The 21,604-nt window shown below is 71.7% G+C and carries 17 protein-coding genes and 1 pseudogene; 10 read left to right on the forward strand and 8 right to left on the reverse strand.

Features of this window, described 5'->3' with window-relative positions:
- Positions 1–64 precede the first annotated feature (64 nt).
- Positions 65–943 (forward strand): geranyl diphosphate 2-C-methyltransferase, encoded by an 879-nt coding sequence (locus tag ACIP4P_RS02435; RefSeq protein ID WP_350510755.1) that lies wholly within the window; start codon positions 65–67, stop codon positions 941–943.
- A gap of 115 nt (positions 944–1,058) precedes the next feature.
- Here the strand turns inward: ACIP4P_RS02435 and ACIP4P_RS02440 are convergent, their stop codons facing one another.
- A complete protein-coding gene (locus tag ACIP4P_RS02440; protein WP_400913898.1) occupies positions 1,059–1,712 on the reverse strand; it encodes a dihydrofolate reductase family protein in 654 nt (217 codons plus the stop codon).
- A gap of 291 nt (positions 1,713–2,003) precedes the next feature.
- Here ACIP4P_RS02440 and ACIP4P_RS02445 point away from each other — a divergent pair, with 291 nt between their 5' ends.
- On the forward strand, positions 2,004–3,077 hold the full coding sequence (locus ACIP4P_RS02445) for a phosphatidylinositol-specific phospholipase C domain-containing protein (RefSeq protein WP_400913900.1): 1,074 nt from the start codon (positions 2,004–2,006) through the stop codon (positions 3,075–3,077).
- Positions 3,078–3,112: 35 nt separating this feature from the next.
- Here ACIP4P_RS02445 and ACIP4P_RS02450 read toward each other — a convergent pair whose 3' ends face one another.
- A complete protein-coding gene (locus tag ACIP4P_RS02450; protein ID WP_400913903.1) occupies positions 3,113–4,372 on the reverse strand; it encodes a glycosyltransferase in 1,260 nt (419 codons plus the stop codon).
- Between the two features lie 207 nt (positions 4,373–4,579).
- Between ACIP4P_RS02450 and ACIP4P_RS02455 the strand changes: the two genes are divergently transcribed.
- A complete protein-coding gene (locus ACIP4P_RS02455) occupies positions 4,580–4,972 on the forward strand; it encodes a ribonuclease domain-containing protein (RefSeq protein WP_400913905.1) in 393 nt (130 codons plus the stop codon).
- A gap of 95 nt (positions 4,973–5,067) precedes the next feature.
- Here ACIP4P_RS02455 and ACIP4P_RS02460 read toward each other — a convergent pair whose 3' ends face one another.
- The 3 genes from ACIP4P_RS02460 to ACIP4P_RS02470 form a co-directional block, all read right to left on the reverse strand.
- Positions 5,068–6,333, reverse strand: a complete 1,266-nt coding sequence (locus tag ACIP4P_RS02460) for an aspartate kinase (protein ID WP_400913907.1) — start codon at positions 6,331–6,333, stop codon at positions 5,068–5,070.
- 4 nt (positions 6,334–6,337) lie between these two features.
- Positions 6,338–7,717 (reverse strand): aspartate aminotransferase family protein, encoded by a 1,380-nt coding sequence (locus tag ACIP4P_RS02465; RefSeq protein ID WP_400913909.1) that lies wholly within the window; start codon positions 7,715–7,717, stop codon positions 6,338–6,340.
- Positions 7,718–7,862: 145 nt separating this feature from the next.
- Positions 7,863–11,843 (reverse strand): Pls/PosA family non-ribosomal peptide synthetase, encoded by a 3,981-nt coding sequence (locus ACIP4P_RS02470; RefSeq protein WP_400914420.1) that lies wholly within the window; start codon positions 11,841–11,843, stop codon positions 7,863–7,865.
- Between the two features lie 796 nt (positions 11,844–12,639).
- On the opposite strand from ACIP4P_RS02470, the gene ACIP4P_RS02475 reads away from it, so the two are divergent.
- The 6 genes from ACIP4P_RS02475 (at position 12,640) to ACIP4P_RS02500 (ending at position 18,950) form a co-directional block, all read left to right on the forward strand.
- On the forward strand, positions 12,640–12,990 hold the full coding sequence (locus ACIP4P_RS02475) for an isomerase (RefSeq protein WP_400913910.1): 351 nt from the start codon (positions 12,640–12,642) through the stop codon (positions 12,988–12,990).
- A gap of 111 nt (positions 12,991–13,101) precedes the next feature.
- Complete coding sequence (locus ACIP4P_RS02480; RefSeq protein WP_400913912.1) at positions 13,102–13,689, forward strand: hypothetical protein; 588 nt, start codon at positions 13,102–13,104, stop codon at positions 13,687–13,689.
- 67 nt (positions 13,690–13,756) lie between these two features.
- Positions 13,757–14,278, forward strand: a complete 522-nt coding sequence (locus tag ACIP4P_RS02485; protein ID WP_400913914.1) for a regulator component — start codon at positions 13,757–13,759, stop codon at positions 14,276–14,278.
- Positions 14,278–15,483 (forward strand): MAB_1171c family putative transporter, encoded by a 1,206-nt coding sequence (locus ACIP4P_RS02490; protein WP_400913917.1) that lies wholly within the window; start codon positions 14,278–14,280, stop codon positions 15,481–15,483. Before ACIP4P_RS02485 ends, ACIP4P_RS02490 begins: the two co-directional genes overlap by 1 nt.
- A gap of 581 nt (positions 15,484–16,064) precedes the next feature.
- Positions 16,065–17,666: a multicopper oxidase family protein gene (locus tag ACIP4P_RS02495; protein WP_400913919.1), complete on the forward strand. Its 1,602-nt coding sequence runs from the start codon at positions 16,065–16,067 to the stop codon at positions 17,664–17,666.
- A 129-nt stretch (positions 17,667–17,795) separates the two neighbouring features.
- Positions 17,796–18,950 carry a tyrosine-type recombinase/integrase gene (locus tag ACIP4P_RS02500; protein ID WP_400913921.1) on the forward strand — a complete coding sequence of 385 codons (1,155 nt, stop codon included), beginning with the start codon at positions 17,796–17,798 and terminating at the stop codon, positions 18,948–18,950.
- Positions 18,951–19,093: 143 nt separating this feature from the next.
- On the opposite strand, the gene ACIP4P_RS02505 is transcribed toward ACIP4P_RS02500, so the two are convergent.
- Positions 19,094–19,510 carry a helix-turn-helix domain-containing protein gene (locus tag ACIP4P_RS02505; RefSeq protein WP_400913922.1) on the reverse strand — a complete coding sequence of 139 codons (417 nt, stop codon included), beginning with the start codon at positions 19,508–19,510 and terminating at the stop codon, positions 19,094–19,096.
- Positions 19,511–19,604: 94 nt separating this feature from the next.
- Here ACIP4P_RS02505 and ACIP4P_RS02510 point away from each other — a divergent pair, with 94 nt between their 5' ends.
- Entirely contained in the window at positions 19,605–19,946 is a 342-nt protein-coding gene (locus ACIP4P_RS02510) for a rhodanese-like domain-containing protein (RefSeq protein WP_400914422.1), read from the forward strand.
- A gap of 249 nt (positions 19,947–20,195) precedes the next feature.
- Here the strand turns inward: ACIP4P_RS02510 and ACIP4P_RS02515 are convergent, their stop codons facing one another.
- Together ACIP4P_RS02515 and ACIP4P_RS02520 are read right to left on the reverse strand one after the other, a co-directional pair.
- Positions 20,196–20,387 (reverse strand): hypothetical protein, encoded by a 192-nt coding sequence (locus ACIP4P_RS02515; RefSeq protein WP_400913923.1) that lies wholly within the window; start codon positions 20,385–20,387, stop codon positions 20,196–20,198.
- Between the two features lie 68 nt (positions 20,388–20,455).
- Positions 20,456–21,325, reverse strand: a pseudogene (locus tag ACIP4P_RS02520) (IS481 family transposase); the annotation flags it as partial.
- Between the last annotated feature and the right edge of the window lie 279 nt (positions 21,326–21,604).

Here is a 21,604-nt window from a genome sequence, read left to right on the forward strand (position 1 = left end):
CGGCCGGCCGGGCAGTCGCCTGATTTTCCGCTAACCATCCGTGAGAACACTGGAGTTGACCCCCATGTCCCTGACCGACGACCTCACCACCCCCAGCGGCGCCATCCCCGGCCCGGCAACCCCGTACCAGAGCGACATCGCCCGCTACTGGAACAACGAGGCCCGCCCGGTGAACCTGCGCCTGGGCGACGTCGACGGCCTGTACCACCACCACTACGGCATCGGCGAGATCGACCAGGCCGCGATCGGCGACCCGGCCGACAGCGAGCGCGAGAAGAAGGTCATCACCGAGCTGCACCGCCTGGAGTCCGCCCAGGCCGACGTACTGCTCGACCACCTCGGCGACATCAAGCCCGAGCACACCCTGCTGGACGCCGGCTGCGGCCGCGGCGGCTCGATGGTCATGGCCCACCAGCGCTTCGGCTGCAAGGTCGAGGGCCTGACCCTCTCCACCCAGCAGGCCGAGTTCGGCAACAAGCGCGCCGGCGAGCTGGGCATCGGCGACTTCGTCCGCTCCCGGGTCGCCAACATGCTCGACATGCCGCTGGAGAACGGCTCCGTCGCCGGCTCCTGGAACAACGAGTCCAGCATGTACGTCGACCTGCACGACCTGTTCGCCGAGCACGCCCGGGTGCTGTCGGTCGGCGGCCGGTACGTGACCATCACCGGCTGCTGGAACCCGAAGTACGGCCAGCCGTCGAAGTGGGTCTCGCAGATCAACGCGCACTTCGAGTGCAACATCCACTCCCGCCGCGAGTACCTGCGGGCGATGGCCGACAACCGCCTGGTGCCCCAGGCCGTGATCGACCTCACCCCGGACACCCTGCCCTACTGGGAGCTGCGCAACACCACCTCGCTGGTCACCGGCATCGAGGAGGCGTTCATCGAGTCCTACAAGGACGGCTCGTTCCAGTACGTGCTGATCGCGGCCGACCGGGTCTGATCCGGCGCCGGTACCGACGGGCGGCCCCCCGCAGCGCATGCGGGGAGGCCGCCCGTCGGCCGTCGAGCGTTCGGCAGCCGTCAGCCGTCAGCCGTCAGCCGTCAGCCGTCAGCCGTCAGCCGGTCCGGGGCCGGGTGAAGGTGAGGTGGGTGACGCCGCTCGGGCTGGTCACCGCCTCGGTGTCGAAGCGCCGCTCCAGCCCTTCGAGCCCCTCCCAGAGCGACTCGCCCCGCCCGAGCAGGATCGGCACCACGACCACGTGCAGGTGGTCGATGAGGTCGGCCTCCAGGAAGGCCCGGACGGTCCGCGGACCGCCGCCGATCCGGACGTCCTTGCCGTCGGCCGCCTCCCGGGCCTGCCGCAGCGCCTCCTCGGGGGAGGCGTCGATGAAGTGGAAGACCGTGCCCCCTTCCATCTCCAGGCTGGGGCGCGGGTGGTGGGTGAGCACGAAGACCGGGGTGTGGAACGGCGGGTTCTCCCCCCACCAGCCCCGCCAGGCCTCGTCCTCCCAGGGGCCGCGCTGCGGGCCGAACTTGTTGCGGCCCATGATCTCCGCTCCGATGCCGTCACCCCAGGTGCGGGCCATCGCGTCGTCCACCCCGGTGTCACCGTCACCGGCGCCGTGCATCTGCTGGAAGGTGCGGGTCCTGAAGAACCAGTCGTGCAGCCGGTGCTCGGCGTGCCCGAAGGGGTTCTCCAGGGTCTGGCCCTCCCCGGTGCCGTACCCGTCGAGGGAGATCGAGAAGTTGTGGACCCGGACCAAGGACATGGTGCTGCCTCCACTTGCTGACCTGTGCCGTCACTGCGCTGTGCGGGCACGGTTCCGCGCCGCCCGCGGTTGTCCGTGCGCGGGCCACGCTAGCGCCCGGCACCGACAAAGCTGACGCTCCGTCAGTGCCGGGGCGTGGCGGACCGGGGCCGGGGCGGGGCCGGGGCGGAGCGCCGGAAGTCGTCACGCTATGGTCATGATCTCTTCACGAGGTGCACGCCCCGTCCGGCGATGCTGCCTCCGGCGACCCGCACCGGCGGCCGCCGCGACCGACCCGGGGGGACGATTCCGATGACCGTACGCCGCACCCTGGCAGGCCTGCTGGCCGCCGGTCTGCTCGCCACCGCGGCGGCCCTGGCGCCGCTGTCGGCGGCCATCGCGGTCGACGGTGACGGCACCGGCGCCCTGCCGTTCGGCTCGGCCACCACCGTCGGCCTGCACAACACCTACGAGCCGGCCGCCTACCGGTACCTCGCCCAGGGCCTGGACACCGGCACCGGCATGATCGAGCTGGACCTGTGGACCGACACGGTCACCCACGAGTGGAAGGTCAGCCACTCCAACCCGCTCGGCAACTCCAACAACTGCACCGCCGCCTCCACCCCGGCCCAGCTCTACGGCGGTGGCGCCGACAAGAACCTGGAGAACTGCCTCGACGACGTCCGGGTCTGGCTCGGCGCCCACCCCGGCGCCGGCCCGCTGGTGGTCAAGCTGGAGGTCAAGGGCGGCTTCGCCGCGAACCTCGGGATGGGCCCCGCCCAGCTGGACGAACTGATCGCCGCCCACCTCGGCAACGCCGTGCTGCGCCCGGCCGACCTGCTGGCCAGGCCCGACGGCGGCTCCTACGCCACCGTCGACGAGGCGGTCCGGGCGGGCAACTGGCCGAGCCGCTCGGCGCTCGCCGGGCGGGTGCTGCTGTACGCGATCCCGGGGACGGTCGAGGAGCACAACCCCTTCGACACCCTGCACACCGACGTCGAGTACGGCCGCCACCTGCGCGACCTGGCGGCGGCCGGCCGGATCGGCCGGGCCCAGCTGTTCCCGGCCGTGCACGGCGCGGCGGGCGGCGACCCGCGGGGCAGGTACACCGGCGGGGACGCCGGCATCCGCCCCTGGTTCGTGGTCTTCGACGGCGACGCGGCCGGCTACCTCAACGGGATCGACACCGGCTGGTACGACCGCTCGCACTACCTGCTGGTGATGACGGACGCCCAGAAGGTCGCGCCGCAGATCAGCGCCACCGACCCGACCGTCGAGGAGGCGAGCGACCGGACCGGACAGCTGGCCCGGGCGCACGCCAGCATCGTGTCCAGCGACTGGCGCCGGCTCCCCGCGGTGCAGTCCCTGGTGCTCGCCCGGGGCTGACGCCCCGGGCTCCCGGGCTCCCGGAGGCCCGGGGTTCAGCGGGCGGGGGCCGTGCCGATCCGGTCGATGTGGGCGAGGACGGCCCCGGCGCCGTCCTCCGCCGCCATCAGCCCGGCGACGGCGGCCGCGCGCCGGCGGACCGGCTCGTCCAGCGCGGCCGTGATCGCGGCGGCGAGCCGCTCGGCGGTGAGCTCCGCGAACGGCACCGGCTCCGGGGCGACGCCCAGTCGCTGCAGCCGGGCCGCCCAGAACGGCTGGTCGACCATGACGGGCACCGGTACGGCGGGGACCCCGGCGCGCAGCGCGGCACCGGTGGTGCCGGCCCCGGCGTGGTGGACGACGGCGGCGGTGCGGGGGAACAGCCAGTCGTGCGGGAGGTCGCCGACGGCGAGGACGCCGTCGCCCGCCGCCGCGAGTCCGGCCCAGCCCGCCTGGACCACCGCGCGCACCCCGGCCCGCCGCACCGCCGCCGTCACCAGCTCGCCGAGCCGTTCGCCCTCGTCCGGGGCCATGCTGCCGAACCCGATGAACACCGGGGCCGGACCGGCCTGGAGGAAGTCGACCAGTTCGGCCGGCGGCTGCCAGTCCAGCGGGCGGGCGGGCCACCAGAAGCCCGCGACCTCGACCGCGGCCGGCCAGTCCGCCGGACGCGGAAGCAGCAGGGGACTGTAGCCGTGGACGACCGGCCGGGAGCGCCCGAGCGGCTCCGGCCCGGGCGAGCCGGTGCCGGGCGAAGTGGTGCCGGGCGAGGCGGTGTCGGGAAGGCCGAGACGTTCGCGGAGCCGGGACACGGCCCCGGAGAACAGCCGCTCCGCGCTCCGCAGCCGCTCCTGACCGGCGGCGAGGTTGCCGGCCGGCCCCAGGTCCCCGGTGCCGGCCGGGCCGGGCAGCGGGAACTCGGCGGTGGCGAACGCGGGCGTGAGGTACGTGCCGAGCACCGGCACGCCGAGCGCCTCTCCGGCCGTCACGCAGAGCGGCGCGGGGGCGAACGCGGTGAGCAGCAGGTCGACCCCGCCCGTCACGGCGTCCGCCACGCCGTCGGCGAGCCCGTCGACGAAGGCGCGCATCAGGGCGCGGGTCTCCTCCGGGGAGGTCGCGCGGGCCCTGCGGAGGATGAGCTCCTTGGGATCCCCCGGCAGCGGCCGGTACTCCAGGCCGCAGGACTCGATCAGCGGGGCGAAGGTCGGATGGGCGAGCACGGCGACCCGGTGCCCGGCGGCCACCAGGCGTCGGCCGAGGCCGGTGAAGGGCGCGACGTCGCCGCGGGAGCCGGTGGTGACGATGAGGATGCGCATGGGGGTGATTCTGCCCGGCGACCCGGCCGACGGGCGCCGAAGCCGGTCCTTCGGTCCGGGCCGCGGCCCCTTCGCCGGTCCGGACCCCGGCCCGCCGCGGCCGCCGACCGGCCGGTTCAAGTCATCGACGGGTACGGCGAGTTGACCGGAGATGAAGACTCCGTACGGGCCTTCCGGGGAGCTCCGGGACTGGCCATCCTGGTTGGCATGACCAGAACTCTACGCGCGTGGAAGACCCGTGCCGCCACCGTCGCCGTGCTCTCCCTGGCCACCCTCGCACCCCTCGCGGTCGCCTCCGAGGCGCAGGCCGCGGTGAGCGGCAAGGTGTGTGTCTCTGCCCTGCCGTCCCAGGCCCGGACCACCCTCGGACTGATCGCCAAGGGCGGGCCGTTCCCGTACCGCCAGGACGGCGTGGTGTTCACCAACAAGGAGGGCGTGCTGCCCTCCCAGCGGTCCGGCTACTACCACGAGTACACCGTGGTCACCCCCGGCGCGCCGACCCGCGGCACCCGCCGGATCGTCACCGGCCAGCGCTCCCACGAGGACTACTACACCGGCGACCACTACGCGACCTTCCGCCTGATCGACTTCGCCTGCTGACGCCTGCAGATTTCTGCTGACGCCCGCCGACACCGTCGCCGGCGCTCCGGGCCCCGACCGGTTCACCCGGTCGGGGCCCGGGTCCTCGGGACCCGTCAGCGCCCCGTCCCCGCGTGGACGACGGCGAGTTCGGCGGCGCCGAGCTCGAAGGCGCCGTGCCAGGCCCGTACGGCCTCCGGCAGTTGAGCCGCCGGGCAGAACGCGGTGACGTGCAGGTCCGAGGTGGAGATGGTGTCCAGCTGCACCCCGGCGGAGGCCAGGGTCTCGGAGCAGGTCGCCAGGATGCCCGACTGGGAGAGCAGGCCGGTGCCGACGAGCGAGAGCTTGCCGACCCGTTCCGTGTAGTGCGGGTCCTCGATGCCGAGTTCCCGGCAGTGCGGCCGCAGCGAGCGCAGCACGGCCGGTCCGTCCTGCCCGGGCAGCAGGAGCGAGATGTCGGTGGTGCCCGTCGAGGTCCGGGTGGTCTCCTGGACGGTGAAGTGGAGTTCGGCCTCGATGTCGGTCACCACCTGGAGGACCCGGTTGGTGAGTTCGGGGGTGTCGGGCACGTCGCTGAGCGTGATCCTCGCCTTGGAGGCGTCGTGGGCCACGCCGACGACGTTGGAGTACTCGGCGGACGGGGCGGTCGCCGCGCCGGTGACCATGGTGCCGGGGCTGTCGGTGTAGGAGGAGCGGACCCGGATCGGGACCCCGTGCCGGCTGGCGTACTCCACGCTGCGCGGCGCCAGCACCTTGGCCCCGTTGACGGCGAGTTCCCGCATGATGTCGTAGTTGACGCTGGAGAGCAGCCGGGCGTCGGGGACGATGCGCGGGTCCGCGGAGTAGACGCCGTCGACGTCCGTGTAGATCTCGCAGAGGTCCGCCTTGAGGGCGGCGGCCAGCGCGACGGCGGTCGTGTCGGAGCCGCCGCGGCCGAGGGTGGTGATGTCCCCGGTCTCGCCGCTGACCCCCTGGAAGCCCGCGACCAGGGCGATCGCGCCCCGGTCGAGGCTCCGACGGACCCGGTCGGGCTGGACGTCGATGATCCGCGCCCGCCCGGCCGTCGGCGTGGTGACGATGCCGGCCTGCGCGCCCGAGAACGAGCGCGCCTCGGCGCCGAGGGACTCGATGGCGATGGCCATCAGGGCGTTGGAGATCCGCTCACCCGCGGTCAGCAGCATGTCCAGCTCGCGCGGCGCCGCGTTCTCCGTCAACTCGCCTGCCAGGTCGAGGAGTTCGTCGGTGGTGTCACCCATCGCCGAGACCACCACGACCACGTCGTGACCGGCCCTGCGGGTGGCCACGATGTGCTCGGCTATCTGCTTGATCCGCTCCGTGCTGTGCACGGAGGATCCACCGTACTTCTGCACGATCAGGCTCATCTGCTCACACCTCCGGTTGAGTGGCTTGCGCGGTGCGGATCGCGTCCAGCAGGATCGAGCAGGCCGTGTCCACGGTCGCCTCGGTGACGTTGAGCGGGGGCATCAGCCGGACCACGTCGTCGTCGCGGCCGCCGACCTCGACGATCAGCCCGCCCCGCAGCGCGGCGCGCTGGACCTCGGCGGCGAGGCGGCCCGCGGGGCGGTGGTCCGCGGGGTCGGCGAACTCGATGCCCCAGATCAGGCCGCGCCCGCGCACCTCGGCGACCCACGGGTCGTCCAGCAGCGGCTTGAGGCGGTCCGCGATCTGCTCGCCGCGCCGGACCACGTTGCCGAGGACGTCGTCGCGCTGGACGATGCGCACCGCCTCCACCCCGGCGGCGAAGGCCAGTTGGTTGCCGCGGAAGGTTCCGGTGTGGGCGCCGGGCGCCCAGGTGTCGAGCTCGGCGTCGTAGATGATGAGCGCGACCGGGGCGCCGATGCCGCTGAGCGCCTTGGAGGCGATGATGACGTCGGGCTCGATGCCGTACTCCTCGAAGGCGAACCAGGTCCCGGTGCGCCCGCAGCCGGTCTGCACCTCGTCGACCACCAGCGGGATGCCCAGCTCCCGGGTCAGCGCGCGCACCCGGCGGGCGAAGTCGGCGGTCGCGGGGACGATGCCGCCCTCGCCCTGGATCATCTCCATCACCACGGCGGCGGGCAGCGGCACCCCGCCGTTGGTGTCGTTCAGTGCCCGCTCCAGGTAGCTGACGCAGTTGGTGGAGCAGCTGTCGGGGGTCAGGCCGACGGGGCAGCGGGCGCAGTAGGAGTACGGGAAGAAGTGCACGCCGGGGACGCCGTTGGGCACCGGGCGCTTCTGGGAGACCAGGCCGGTGATCGCCATCGCGGCGTGGGTGCTGCCGTGGAAGCCGCCCTGGAAGGAGATGACGTCGCCACGCCCGGTGGCGGTCTTGCACAGCTTGAGGGCCGCGTCGACGGCGTTGGCGCCGGTGGGCCCGCAGAAGTGGATCTTCATCCGGGACCGCATCGACTCCGGCAGCATGGAGAGCTGCGCCTCGACGAACTCCTCCCGCACCGGGGTGGGGAAGTCCAGCCCGTGGGTGAGCACGTCGAGCTGCGCGGTGATGGCGGCCACCAGCTCGGGGTGGTTGTGGCCGAGCGAGAGGACGCCGGCGCCCGCCAGGAAGTCGATGAAGACGTTGCCGTCCACGTCCCGGACCAGGCTGCCGGACGCCTGCTCGATGGCGATCGGCAGCCGCCGGGGGTAGCTGCGGGCGTTGGACTCGTAGCCCGCCTGACGGGCGAGGAACTCGGCGGAGCGGGGGCCCGGCAGATCGCCGGTCACCTGCGGGCCGGTCAGTGCGTCGGGTTGCTGGAACGTGGTCACAAGAGCCTCCGTGGGTGGGTGGAGTGCGGGGAACGGGCAGGGCGAGGTGGTGTTCTCGCCGCGTGCGCGGCTGTGGCGGGATGCCGCCGCGGCCAGGGCCGGGCCGGTGAGGGCTCGGCCCTGGTACACCGCGCGGACGTGCGGGTCAGCAGCGGCGGCCGGGGATCCCGCGCCACTTGGTCCGGGGCGGCAGGTGCTCGCCCTTCATCACCAGGGACATCGCGTCCAGGGTGGTCTCGGCGCCGACCTCCGCGTCGTAGAGGACGACGCACCGCACGCCGATCGAACTGGCCGGTCCGACCACGACCTTGGACATCTTCATGACCCGGTCCTCGAAGAGGTGGGTCTGCAGCGAGGTGAACTCCCCGACGGCCGCGTCGTCGCCGACCTCGACCAGGTCGAACTCGGTGAGGTAGGTCGTGTTGAGCCAGACCCGCCGCCCGATCCGGGCCCCGAACAGACGCATGACCCAGGACGCCAGGGGGGTGCCGGTGAGGTAGTTGAGCAGCGCGGGCACCACGAGGTTCTCGAACAGCCCGGTGATCAGCTCGGTGCGCCGCACCCAGACGCCCCACAGCGGCTCCACCCGGGCGCGGTAGCGGCCGATGACCAGCCACTTGAGGAGCACGACCAGCAGGGTGGCGGCGACCCCGACGCCCAGCAGCAGGGCGGGGCCCAGCAGGAGGAGCAGCAGGGGCGAGGTGGTGCGGCCCAGCTCGACGCTCGCGTACAGGGCGCCGAGCACGGACAGCGCGGCGATGGTCGACGGGAGGGTGACCCGCAGGTACTCGATGGCCAGTCGGGCGGCGATCAGGCCCGGGCTGGGGTCGTAGGTGTACTTCGGCGGGAAGTTCTGGCTCTCCTCACGCCGGGGCAGGAAGATCGCCGGCGAGCCGAGCCAGGTCGTCTCGGGGTCGATCGGCTTGCTGGGCGCGATGGAGTGCACGCCGAGGAGGCTGTTGTCGCCCATCCGGCAACCGCCGGGCAGCATCCCGCCGTTGCCGATGAAGCTGCGCTTGCCGACCTCGGCCGGGGCCAGCGAGATCCGGCCGCGGTGGAAGACCGCCGGGGCGACCACGCTGACGTCGGCGACGAAGCTGCGCTCGCCGATGATGAGCATGTCCGGGTCGACGAAGCTGACCGTGGCGACCTCGGACCAGCGCCCGGTGCGGGCACCGAGCAGGCGCAGGAACGGCACCAGGTAGAGCGTCGAGTAGAGCGAGTGGGTCAGGGTCAGGCTGGTGGTCAGGAGACCGTCGGCGATCCACTTGCGCACCCCGAAGCCGCTGCGCTGGGCGTAGATGCCGGCCCGGGCCCGGGGCAGTACCGCCCGCTTGACCAGGACCACCAGGGTGCAGGTGGTCAGCACGAACAGCGGCCCGGCCACCAGGGTCGACAGCACTGCCCAGCGCGGGCCCGCCTCGTACCAGACCCAGCCGATCAGGGCCGAGCCGGTGGCGGCGATCACCAGCGGCACCAGGATGAGCGCGAGGGCGCCGACGGCGTAGCCGAGCAGCACCCCCAGCGGCCAGGGCCGTTCGTCCGGCTGCTCCGCCATGGTCTGGAGCACGGGCGGGGTGGCCTCCTGGGCGCGGGAGGGGGAACCGGCCCAGTGCTCGCCGGCCGGCACGACCTGGTCGGCGGCGATCAGGGACTGCTCGCCCACCGTGGCGTTCTCGCCGAGCACGGCACCGGGCAGGACGACGCTGTTGGTCCCCACGCAGCTGCCGGTCCCGAGCCGGACCGGTCCCAGCCGGAGCCAGCCGTTCTCGACCGCGTAGGACTGCACCCGCGCCCCGTAGCCCACGCTCACGTGGTCGCCGAGCTCGACGAACCGAGGCAGGGCGAAGGGGGCCGACACGTGGCAGCCGCGGCCGATCTTCGCGCCGAGCAGCCGCAGGAAGGGCGGCAGCAGCGGCGAGCCCGCCAGGAGCCCGACGGGCGAGGTGGCCATCACCTTGCCGTAGAGCCAGAACCGCAGGTAGGTGACGCCCCACAGGGGGTACCGGCCGGGGCGCACCCGGGCCAGCAGCAGCCGGCAGCCGACCACCGGGACCAGCAGCACGTCCAGCAGCAGCCAGCCGATCTCCAGCGGTACGAACTCGCCGTACGACAGGTGCGCGAGGTAGCCGAGCGGGCCGCCGGTGCCCACGCCGGGCGTCGGTTCGTTCCAGGTGACCAGCAGCCGGTAGAGCAGGACCAGGGCCGGCAGCCCGAAGACCAGCAACCAGCTGTACAGGAGGGTGACTTGGGCCACCCCGCAGGCGGCGACCCGAAGTGTGGAGTGCTTTCGCGGCGCCGGCCCCCGGACCTGGTCCGGCTTCGCTTCCGCGGCCTCGGCGGCGGAGCTGTCGATGAACCCGGCCAGGGCGCGCACCGTCGGGTGCGCGTAGAGGTCCGCCATGGCCAGGTGGGTCAGCTCCGGTCGACGGCGCAGGGTGGACATCAGCCTGGCCGCCACCATCGAGTGGCCGCCCAGGTCGAGGAAGAAGTCGTCCTCGACGGAGAGCTGCTTGGTGCCCAGGACCTCCTGCCACACGGTGGCGAGCTGACGCTCGGTCGCGGTGGCGGGGGCGGCGTGCGGTTGTGCGCGCTTGGCCAGCGGGGGAGAGGTGGGGGCGGGCAGCGCCTTCCGGTCGACCTTGTCCGCGGCCAGCAGCGGGAACTGCGGCAGCACCTCGACGAAGGCGGGGATCATGTACGCGGGCAGTCGGCCGCGCAGGGTGGTGTGCAGGCGCTCGCGCAGCGCCTCCTCGTCCGTCGCCCCGCGGTCCGTCAGCGTGACGTAGCCGACCAGGTCCTGGACGACGCCGTCGTGCTCGCGCGGGATGACCACGGCGTTCTCCACCGCCGGGTCCTCGCGGATCACCTCCTCGATCTCCGCCAGCTCGATCCGGTAGCCGCGGATCTTCACCTGGGTGTCGATCCGGCCCATGAACTCGATCTCGCCGGTCTGGGTCAACCGCCCCAGGTCGCCGGTGCGGTAGATCCGGGGGAACTCCTGCCGGTCGCGTGCGACCGGGTTGACGACGAACTTCTCCGCCGTCAGGTCGGGCCGGTTGAGGTAGCCGATCGCGACGCCGGGCCCGCCGATGCAGATCTCCCCGCTCTCGCCCTCCGGCACCGGGCGCAGTTCCTCGTCGAGGATGTAGACCCGGTAGCTGGGCAGCGCCTTGCCGATCGTGACCGGTCTACGGGGTGAGAGCTCGCCCCAGGTGGCGCTGACGGTGGACTCGGTCGGACCGTACACGTTCAGGAAGCGGCGACCCGGGCGGGACCACCGTTTGACCAGGTCGGGCGGGCAGGCCTCGCCGCTGACCAGCAGGCTGCGCAGGGTGTCGATCTCCGCCTCGATGGTGGTCAGCAGGGTCGGCACGCAGCACAGCACGGTGATGGCCTGCTCGATCAGGAAGGTGCCCAGCCCCTCGCCGACGCGCTGTTCGTTGGTCGGCCCCGCCACCAGCGTGGCGCCGACCACCCAGGTCGGCCAGATCTCCTCGACCGAGAAGTCGAAGGCGAGCGACAAGCCCTGGTAGACCCGGTCCTCCTCGCGCACCTGGTAGATCGGGGCCACGGACTGCAGGAAGTTGACGATGCTGGCGTGCGAGACGGCGACGCCCTTGGGACGGCCGGTGGTGCCCGAGGTGTAGATGACGTAGCAGACCGACTCGGAGTCGATCGCGGTGTCCGGACGTTCCCCGGACTGCGCGGCCACCTCGGCCGCCGACTCGTCCAACTCCAGGACCTGGCAGGGCAGATCGTGCGTCCGGTGCCGCATCGCCGAGGTGGTCAGCAGCACGCACAGCCCGGCGTCGCCGGCGATGAACTCGACCCGGTCGGCGGGGTAGGAGGGGTCCAGCGGCACGTAGGCGGCCCCGGACTTCAGGACCGCGAGCAGGGCGACGTAGCTCTCCTGGGATCTCTCCAGCAGGATCCCCACGCTCTGCCCGGGGCCCGCACCGCGCTGTTGCAACAGGCGCGCGAGCCGGTTGGCCCGGCGGTCCAGCTCGGCATAGCTGAGCGAGTCGGGACCGCAGCTGACCGCAATATTTCCCGGCACCCGGTCGCAGGTCCGCTCAAAGTACTGGGCCAGCCCCCGGACCCGGGGAAGTTTCCACTGATCCAGAGCCTCCGGATCGTCCGACCGATTGCTTGGTGTACTGACTGTTGATGCCGATTCCACTTCCGGCATAATCCCTCACATCCACAAGAGAACGAGAGCGATGGCGGTAGCCATTGAATTTGACAAGAGATTTCGTTGGGCAAATATTTGGGGAATATTTGCAAACGATTTGCCCTAGGCATGACAAGCGTGCGGGGTGCTTCATGGCGCCCATGTAACTGCAGGTCAACCATGGTCTGAGTCGAGCCGTTCCGGTGCCGGATGCTTCCCGTTCGCCGGAACGTCGAGCCGTGCATTCCCCCGTGCAGCCGCGGCGGTGTCGCGGTTGTCAGTAGCCTCGCCCCGGCGGGCGGTGACCGGCCGGTCCGCCCGTGCGCAGCGAAAGTTCCGATCATTCCCAGATCGGTCTGCTAACTCATCGGACCTTATGTCGCTACTCACGGACACCGCAAGGCCGATCGGTCCACTCAGCGGATTCTCATTTAACGCGAACGGTCCCCGGAGGGCGGCTCCGCCGATTGCCCCGGACCGGCTCCGGCGCATTGTTCGTTTCAAACCGATTCCAGACCCGGGGAGAGAAGGCCTGGTAGGGCATGCCCTTGTCAACTTTGGTCAAGAATTGCCGGGCTCCGGGGCGCGGGTGCTCGCGGCCCACTGCGCCCGCGCGCGCCTCCGTGCGGCGTCGACGTCACTGTTCACACCCCGTTCATCGGGGGCCGGGGCCTGGGGGTGGCGGTGGTGCGGTGCCGGTCACGCAGTAGGGTCGGCGGCGCCGTTCGCACCCTCCGGGAGGAACCCCGTGCCGCAGATCCTGGTCGACCACTCGGCCGAACTCGCCCTCGACCACGCCGCGCTGGCCGCCGATTTGCACAAGGCGGTCACCGAGGTGATCGACACCACCCTGCCGGAGTGCAAGACGCTCTTCCGCCCGGCCGCGCGGCACACCGTGGGGGACGGTGCGAGCGGAGAGGCCCTGGTGCTGGTGGAGTTGAAGATCCTGGCCGGGCGGACCACCGAGCTGCGCGCCGAACTGACCGCCCGGGTGCTGGCGGTGCTGCGCGCGCACCTCGCCGGGCCGACCGCGATCGGCGTCCAGGTCACCGAACTCGACCGCGACACCTACCGTTTCGTCCACCACGCCGGGCGCTGAGGGCCCGGTCCCTTCGCCGGCCCCTTGACCGACACCTCCGCCGGCCCCGCGTCGGCTACCGTCCGGTCGGACACCGACGGTATCGTGGCAGGCCGCGAAGGGGGGAAACCGATGGTGAAGGCAGCAGCGGGCGACGGAACGGGTGGGCCGGAGCAGCAGCGGGAGCAGGGGGAGCGCGCCTCGGCCATCGCCCGTCGACTGGACCGGTTGATGGCCCGTGAGGCGGCCCGCTCCGGCGGACGGCCCCCGGCGTACCGCGAACTCGCGGACCGGATCAACCGCTTGGCGGGCCGGGACGTGATCTCCCGCGACACCGTCCGCAACCTCCACCTCGGCCTGAACCAGCAGGGCAAGGCCTGCAACCCGACCGTGGACACGCTCGACTGGCTGGGCCGGGGCTTCGGGATCGGCGCGGGCGCGAGCTACTTCCTGGACGACGCCAAGGCCGCCGTGGTCGACGAGCAGCTCGACCAGCTGGAGCGGGCCGCCGAGTTGCGGCAGGCGCTCGGCAACGACGGGGTGGTCAACCTGGTCACGCGGGCCTCCGCACTCTCGGACGGCAGCCTGCGGGTGCTGCTCTCCCTCGCCGACAACCTCCGCAAGCTCGAACAGGACGCCGCCGGGACGGACGCCGCCGGGACGGGCGCCCCTGGGACGGGCGCCGCCGGGCAGTGGCCGGGCCCGACCGCCGGACGATGAGCGGGAGCGCCGTACCACCCCCCGAATTTGCTCCCGCCCGCCCCCGTCCCGAAGGAACACCCCCGCCTTGGCCTTCCCCCGTGGCCTGCGCCGACGCTGCGAACAGCGGCTCTCCGGCCTGAGCCTGCCCACCCCGTTCACCGTCGAGGGCTTCCGCGCCGCGCTGGAACAGGAGCGGGGCCGCCGCATCGTCATGGAGCCGCTGCCCGCGCTCGGTCCGGACCTGCCCTGCGGCCTGTGGATCGCGCTGCCCAGCATCGACGTCGTCTACTACGAGGAGCGCACCAGCCCCGCCCACCAGGACCTGATCAAGCTGCACGAGCTCGGTCACGTCCTGTGCGGCCACGCCGGCACCCTCGAACTCTCCCGGCTGACCGCGCTGCTGCCCGATTTGACCCCCGAACTGATCGCCCAGCTGCTCGGCGCGGGCCGGACCAGCTACCACAGCGCCGAGGAGCAGGAGGCCGAGATGATCGCCCTGCTGCTCGCCGACCTGGCGGGCGCCCCCACCGACCCGGACCCGGACTCCGGCCACCTGGCCGAGAGCCTGCTGCACCCGATACGCCGGCCCCGGTGGAGGAACCCCTGATGCGCCCGCTGTTCACCTGGCTGATGCCCACGCTGATCTGGGGCGTCGTGCTCTGGCGGGTCCCCACGGCCCTCACCACCCGGGCGAACCGGGCGCTCTGGGCCGGCTTCACCGCGATGGCGCTCGGACTGAGCTTCCGCCCCGCCTTCGTCGAGCACGCGCTGGGCGAGCTCACCGGCATCCGGGACGTCACCCAGCTGCTGAAGCACCTCGCCGGGGTGGCCGCGGCGTACTTCCTGCTGGAGTACGTCCAGGCGGTCCGCCACCGCGCCGAGCGGCCGGGTGCGGCCCGGGCCCGGCTGGTCGTCATGCTGGCCGCGGGCGTCGCGCTGACCCTGCTGTTCGTCTACGCCCTCCCGCACGACGCCGACGGCGCCTTCGGCATCGACGCCCACTACGGCCACCTCGGGGTCAAGGTCTACCTGTACGTCTTCAACACCGTCTTCGCGCTGGCCAGCGCCCGGGCGATGGTCCTGTTCTGGTCGAAGCGGGCCGCCGTCCCGCGCGGGGCGCTGCGGACCGGGGTGAGCTGTCTGACGGCCGGCAGCGCGACCGGCCTGGTCTACACGCTCTACCGGTACCAGTTCATCCTGGTCCACGGCGACGCCACCGAGTTCGACGCCCAGGGTCGGCCAGTACCGATCCAGGACCTGCTGTGCGAGCTGCTGCCCGCGGTGATGCTGGTGCTGTTCGTGCTCGGCGTGGTGATCCCGCCGGCCGGGAGGCTGGTCGGCCACCTGCGGGACCAGTACGCGCTGTGGCGGCTGCACCCGCTCTGGGCGGACGTGACGGCCGTCGTGCCGCATGTGGTGCTGGGCACCGCCAGCAGTCGGCTGCGCGACCTGCTGATCGGCCGTGACCGCTCGGTCGAGCTCGCCCACCGGGCCTTCGCCATCCGGGACGCCGTCCTGGTGCTGCGTGAGGACACCCCGGTCGCCGACCCGGACGGGGGCGTGGGCGGTGGCGCGGACGGGGGCGCCGGTGTCGCACCGGCGCCGGTCGGCGGGGACGAGGACCTCGCCCGGGTCGAGGCCCGCTGGCTGCGCGCGGCCGTCCGGCACCGGGCCCGGGACCTCCCCGCCCCGGCGCTGCCCGCGGCCCTGGCCACCACCACCGGCGGCCGGACCCCGCGCGAGGAGATCGCCTGGATGCTCGCCGTCGCGGCCGCGTACCGGCAGGTGGGCGCGGAGGAGACCGTTCGCTGACGGGTGGCCGGCCGCCCGACGACTGTTTTCGCCAGTCAGTCCCGCCCGGGAGGTGCAGTTTTCACTGGTTGGCGATTATGATCGTCACCGCAGTGGGGGAGCTCGCCGAGACCGATCAGGGGGTCGGGGGATGCGCGGCACGGACAGCACCGGTGTTCCACCGGGGGACGTCGGAGGGGACTCCCGGTGGCGCCGCCGGACGGCCCGTGACACGGGCTGGAGCCGGCGGAGCGCGCGGAGCGTGCGAAGTGTTCCGACGGGCCGTCGGCACGGGGGAGCGGTCGTGACGACCGGCTGCTGACGGCCCGTGGGGGGAGCGGCGCTCCGGGCGGCCGCGTTCCCGTCCCACGGGGGTGGGCGGGGGCGCGGCGCCCGGGGCTGTCCAAGGTTGCCCGGGCCGTCCGGGGGTGAGTTCGATCACGCGACCGGGGGCGGTCCTCCGCCGGACTCCAGTACAGCGCCCTGTGGGGAAGGTGAGGCGCGGGTGAGGGTTGGTGAGGTCTTGTCAAGGACTGGACAAACGATCAGGCTGGCGTCCAGTTCCACCCACCCTCACTGACAACTTGAATAACGGAGACCTGATGTCCCGCGACATCGAAGCCTCGACCGAGCCCGACCGGCAGCGGATACGCCGCGTCCGGCGGATCCTCCACGCGATGACCGCCGTCGCCGTCCTCCTCTCGGCCGCCGTCGGCGCCGAGGCGATGGCGGCCTCGCCCGCGGACGCCCCGAAACCCCTCTCGACCGCCGACCAGGAACACGGCATGCGGGCAGGCACGCCGTTCCAGGACCCGCCGGTCGCCGAGACGGGCGGCACCCGCGACCCGAACCTGACCATCACCCTGGACGCCGGCCGCAGCCGCTACCAGATCTCCGGGCGGGAGGTCTACGGAGCCTCCTACACCGGCTCGTACGTCGCCCCCACCCTGCACGCGGAGCCGGGCGCGACCGTCACCGTCCACCTCGTCAACCACCTGCCGGTGGCCACCAACCTGCACTTCCACGGCCTGCACGTGTCGCCCGAGGGGCAGTCCGACGACCCCTTCCTGTGCGTCGAGCCGGGAGCCGAGACCACCTACCGGCTGGCCATCCCCGCCGACCACGCCCAGGGCACCTTCTGGTACCACAGCCACGCCATGGGCACCAGCTGCCCGGCCCCCGGCGCCGCGGCCATGCCCGACATGGGCGCCATGACCGGCGACGTGGAGAACCAGATCTTCGCAGGCCTCTCCGGCGCCCTGGTCGTCGGCGACGACCGCACCCTGCTCCCGGCGGCGCTACGGCACGTCACCGCCCACACCCTGGTGCTCAAGGACGTCCAACTCGACCCCGCCGGGCACATCCTGCAGAACACCGACGCCACCTCGATCAACTCCGACGACCCGACCGTGCGTCTGGTCAACGGCCAGCTGCGGCCGGTGCTGTCGATGCGGCCGAACGAGACCCAACTGTGGCGCCTGGCCAACGCCGGGGCCGACATCTTCTACCAACTCCAGCTCGACGGCTACCGGTTCACCGTCGTCGGCGAGGACGGCGAACCGGTAGCCCGGGTCACCACCGCGGACCGCCTGCTGCTGCCCCCGGGCAAGCGCTACGACGTCCTGGTCACCGCTGGCGCCCACCCCGCCCGGACGGTCCTGCGCACCACCGCCTACAGCAACGGCCCCCAGGGCGACGCCTACCCGGACACCGAACTGGCCGCGATCAAGATCGCCGGCAGCGCGGTGCACCGACTCCCGGACGTCACCGGCGCCATCCCGACCGCCCCGGCCGACCTCGCCGCCGAACCGATCGCCCACCGGCGCACCGTCGACCTCGGCGAGAGCGCCGACGGCAACACCTTCTACCTCAACGGCAGCCAATTCGCGGCGGGCACCCCGGCCTTCACCACCCCGGCCAAGGTCGGCACCGTCGAGGAGTGGACCATCGTCAACCACTCCGGCGAGGACCACCCCTTCCACCTCCACACCAACGCCTTCGAGGTGCTCTCCGTCAACGGCACCGCCCAGCCCTACACCCACCGCCAGGACACCGTCGTGGTGCCGCACGCGACCGAGGGCGGCCCCGGCAACGTCGTCATCCGGGTCGCCTTCGCCGACTACCCGGGCAAGTGGATGTTCCACTGCCACATCGCCGCCCACGAGGACCACGGCATGATGGGTTACATCGACGTGGTCCCGTAGACGGGGTCTGACCTGCGGAAACCTCCGCAGGTCGTACCACGGGACCAACGGTTCCACCAAGTCGGGGGACCCGATCGACCATCCGGGGTCAGCAAAAGGTCAGCATCAGACCCGGGAGCCCGATCAGCCATGGCCACCGTCAACCTCATCCGCGGCATGGGGACGTTCTTCAAGGACTGCGAACACCCCATGCCGCGCTGGTCCAAGTGCCCGCACGAGTACAAGATCCGTTATCGCAACGCGGCAGGCAAGCAGGTCGAGGAGTCCGGGTTCGCCACCCAGGACAAGGCCAAGGCCCGCCTCGTCGAGGTGTACCAGGCGAAGAAGAGCACTCCGCAGACCCAGCGGAAGGCCGAGCGCATCCAGAAGTACGGCTCCATGAAGTTCGGCGACTACGTCGCCGAGTGGAAGCGAAGCCAGCGCCACCTCACCCCCGGCTCGGTCCGGCACCTCGACTCGCTGCTCGACAACCACCTCTACCCGGCCTTCGGCAGCCGCCGGATGGCCACCTTCGACCACAAGGTCGTCGACGCCTTCATCCAGACCATGGAGCGCAACGGCGTCGGCCTCGGTACCCAGTCCAACGCGTTCGACAAGCTGAAGTCGATCCTCCTCGATGCCCACCGGCTCGGCCTCTACGACGAGAACCCGCTGGACGGGGTCAGGCCTCCGCAATACGACGCCAAGCGTGCCGTCATCCCCTCGCGCGAGCAGCTCAGGGACATCCGCATGGCCGGCGACGACACCTTCCTTCTCATCGCCGACCTCATGAGCGGATGTGGCCTGCGCAACGGCGAAGCCTATGCGGTCAACATCAACAACATCGTCGCCGACGACATCTACCGGATCACCGAACAGGTCAACCAGACCACCAGGACCTACGGCCCGATGAAGCACCGCAAGGCCGACGACTACCGGGATGTCCCGCTCCCGGCCTACGTGAGGCGCAGCATCGAGCAGTACGCCGCCAAGTGGGGCACCGTCGAGGGCTACCTACTCCGCAACCCCAACGACATCACCAAGCCCTACCGGGGGTACCTACTTGAGAAGCAGTGGCAGCGCATCAAGAAGGCCGGAGCCGTCGAGATACCGGAAGGCATGACCGTCTACAGCTTCCGCCACTTCTTTGCGTCGAACTGCCTCAGCCACAACATCCCCATCACCGACGTCGCCGAATGGATGGGCCACCGCAGCGTCGACATCACCTTCAAGACCTACCGCCACCTCATGCCCGGCTCCATCAGCCGTGCTGCGGAGGTCCTCGACCTCGGTCTGGCCAGTTGAGTGAGCGAGGGGCCTGCTGTCACGGGTAGACCTCTCGCTGCCGCGCGGGTATCGGGCGGCAAGGGCTACGGTCTCGCAGCCTGAAGCGCACAGGGCCCTGTCCGTCGTCGGACAGGGCCCTGTGCGTTCCACTTTCTCCGACGTCAGTCGCCGGGCAGGCGCTGCTGCTTCACCCAGGCGTGGACGTCGGCGACCTTGAACTGCAGCTTCGCGTTGCGCCCGTTGCCGAACCGGTACGGGACGAGGCCGACCTTGGGCGCCTCGCGGTAGACCCACTGAACGGACATGTTCAGATACTCCGCAGTCTGCTTGGGAGTCATGAAGTACGTAGACACGGGCTCTCCTCTGAGTCGGCCGGTTGCAAGTGGTGCGTCCAGAAAGCCCAAAGGTGCCCTGACGAAGGCGGTTTGGGGGAACTGCGATCCCGTGGTAAGTAGCCAATCCTTTGTAGACCTGGGCTCAAGCGCTGGGCCTGACGGTTCCATCTGTGGATCGGTGCGTTCCTGCGCCTTGGGACCGACTTGCTCCCACTGATGCCCGGACCGCACCCTCGCGATCATCGCCCCGCAGGACCGTCAGGACGAGGTCGTCACCCGGCTCGCCCGCATCGGCTTCGACCACATCGCCGGCTACCTGCGCGACCCCGGCAACGCCCTGCCCGCCCTCGCCGACGACCTCACCCCCGCCAGCCGCCTCACCGCCGACCGGCTCCGGACCGCGCTCGCCGGAGAACAGCCCCCCACCGTCCTGGACGTGCGCACCTGCGGCGAACGCGAAGCGGGATCCATCGAGGGCTCCCTGCACATCGCCCTGGCCGAACTCCCCGCCCGCCTGGCCGAGATCCCCACCGACCGCCCTGTGGTCGTCCACTGCGCCGGCGGCCACCGCTCCTCCATCGCCGCCAGCCTGCTCTGCCACCACGGCCACCCCGACGTCTCCGACCTCCTGGGCGGCTACGCCGCCTGGCACACCCTCACCCACCCTGCCCGCGACTGACCCCAGCACCCTCCACCCAGGCTTCGGGCCCTCCCGGAGACTACGCCCCGGCCTTGGAGTGACGTGTCGATCGAGCGTCGTTCACCACGTCGGAGGGGCTGGCAGGAGAGCTGTCCCGGCCCAGTCCGGCAGCCATCGCTCGGAGTGGGACCCCGGCAGCTTCTTCGACGGCGAGCGCACCGGGCGCCGCCCAGTCGCCCGCCGGAGGCAGAGGGACTCAGGTGAGGGCGACGGACAGCTGGCCGGGCATCAGCGGGCGAGGGCGTCCTCGACGGCCGCGAGCGCGGCGTCCCACGGGTATGCCTCCGGTCGTCCCTGCCCGGGGGCGTTGGGGACGAAGCCGCCCTCGCCGAGCAGCACCTGGACGCCGGCGTCGCGCAGGGTGGCGACGCTCTGGGGGAACTGGGGGTGCCCGGTGAGCGAGGTGTTCGTGCAGGGCATGACGGTCAGGGGGATGCCCTTGCCGATGGCCTCGGCCGCGAACCCTATGACCCAGGAGGTCGTGAGCCCTAGGTGTTCTGTCCCGTGAGGTTGGGGACGCGGCTGGCGGGTGGCGTGCCTGCGAGTGCGGTGTGTCCGCGGTGGTGATTGTAGGTGTGGAGCCAGTCGGGGTAGGCGTCGCGGCGTTCCTGGTCGGTTCTGTAGGGCCTGGCGTAGGCCCATTCGTCGAGCAGGGTGCGGTTGAAGCGTTCGACCTTGCCGTTGGTTTGGGGTCGGTAGGGACGGGTGCGCTTGTGCGTGATGCCCTCGGCTGCAAGGGCATCACGCCAGGGGTGGGAGCGGTAGGCGCCGTTGTCGGTCAGCACGCGTTGGACGGTGATCCCGGCGCGGGCGAAGAAGGCGTTCGCCCGGGCCCAGAAGGCTGCTGCGGTCTCCTTGCGTTCGTCGGGCAGGATCTCGCTGTAGGCGAGGCGGGAGTGGTCGTCGACGGCGTTGTGCAGGTAGCTGTAGCCCGCGCCGGATCGGGTCCTGCGGCCCGCTTCGCGGCCCAGGGCGTGGTGGCCGCCGCCGTCGGGGATGTTGCCGAGTTTCTTGATGTCGACGTGGACCAACTCGCCCGGTGCGGCGCGTTCGTAGCGCCGCACCGGGCGTCCGGTGGAGCGGTCGAGGTGTGCGAGGCGGGCAAGCCGGTAACGGGTCAGGACCCGGTGCACCGTGGCCGGGTTCAGGCGGAGCAGGTAAGCGATGCGGGCCGGGCCCCACCGCCGCAGGACGCGGACCTTGATGATCCGCCGCTCGGTGCGGACAGGCAGCCTGCGCGGGCTGTGGTGGGGCCGGCTGGAGAGGTCGCTCATGCCGGACTCGCCGAGGCCCAGGTAGCGGCCGGCCCAGCGCTTGGCCGTGGTGGGCGAGACCTGGAAGCGTTCGGCGGCCCGCCGGGCGGCGTCCTCTCAGTCAGGACTCCCGCGTGGACCGGCAGGAACAGCGACAACACCGTGGGCATGGTCACGTCCACCGTCCCTAGACCGGTTCGCCCCCTACCTCTCGCTCCTGCCTTCTCGCACTCGTGGTGATATCACCACAGTATTTCACTCACCCGTTTGGCGGGTCCGGCGTTCGAATTTCGGTGACTACGCTTCATTCTCACGCCCAGGAAATTTCCTGCGGGAAATTTCCCGACGCGCCCACCTGCACCTCCGGGGTTGCGGTCGTATTTT

This window comes from Kitasatospora sp. NPDC089509, from assembly GCF_044749365.1.
Lineage (GTDB): Bacteria > Actinomycetota > Actinomycetes > Streptomycetales > Streptomycetaceae > Kitasatospora.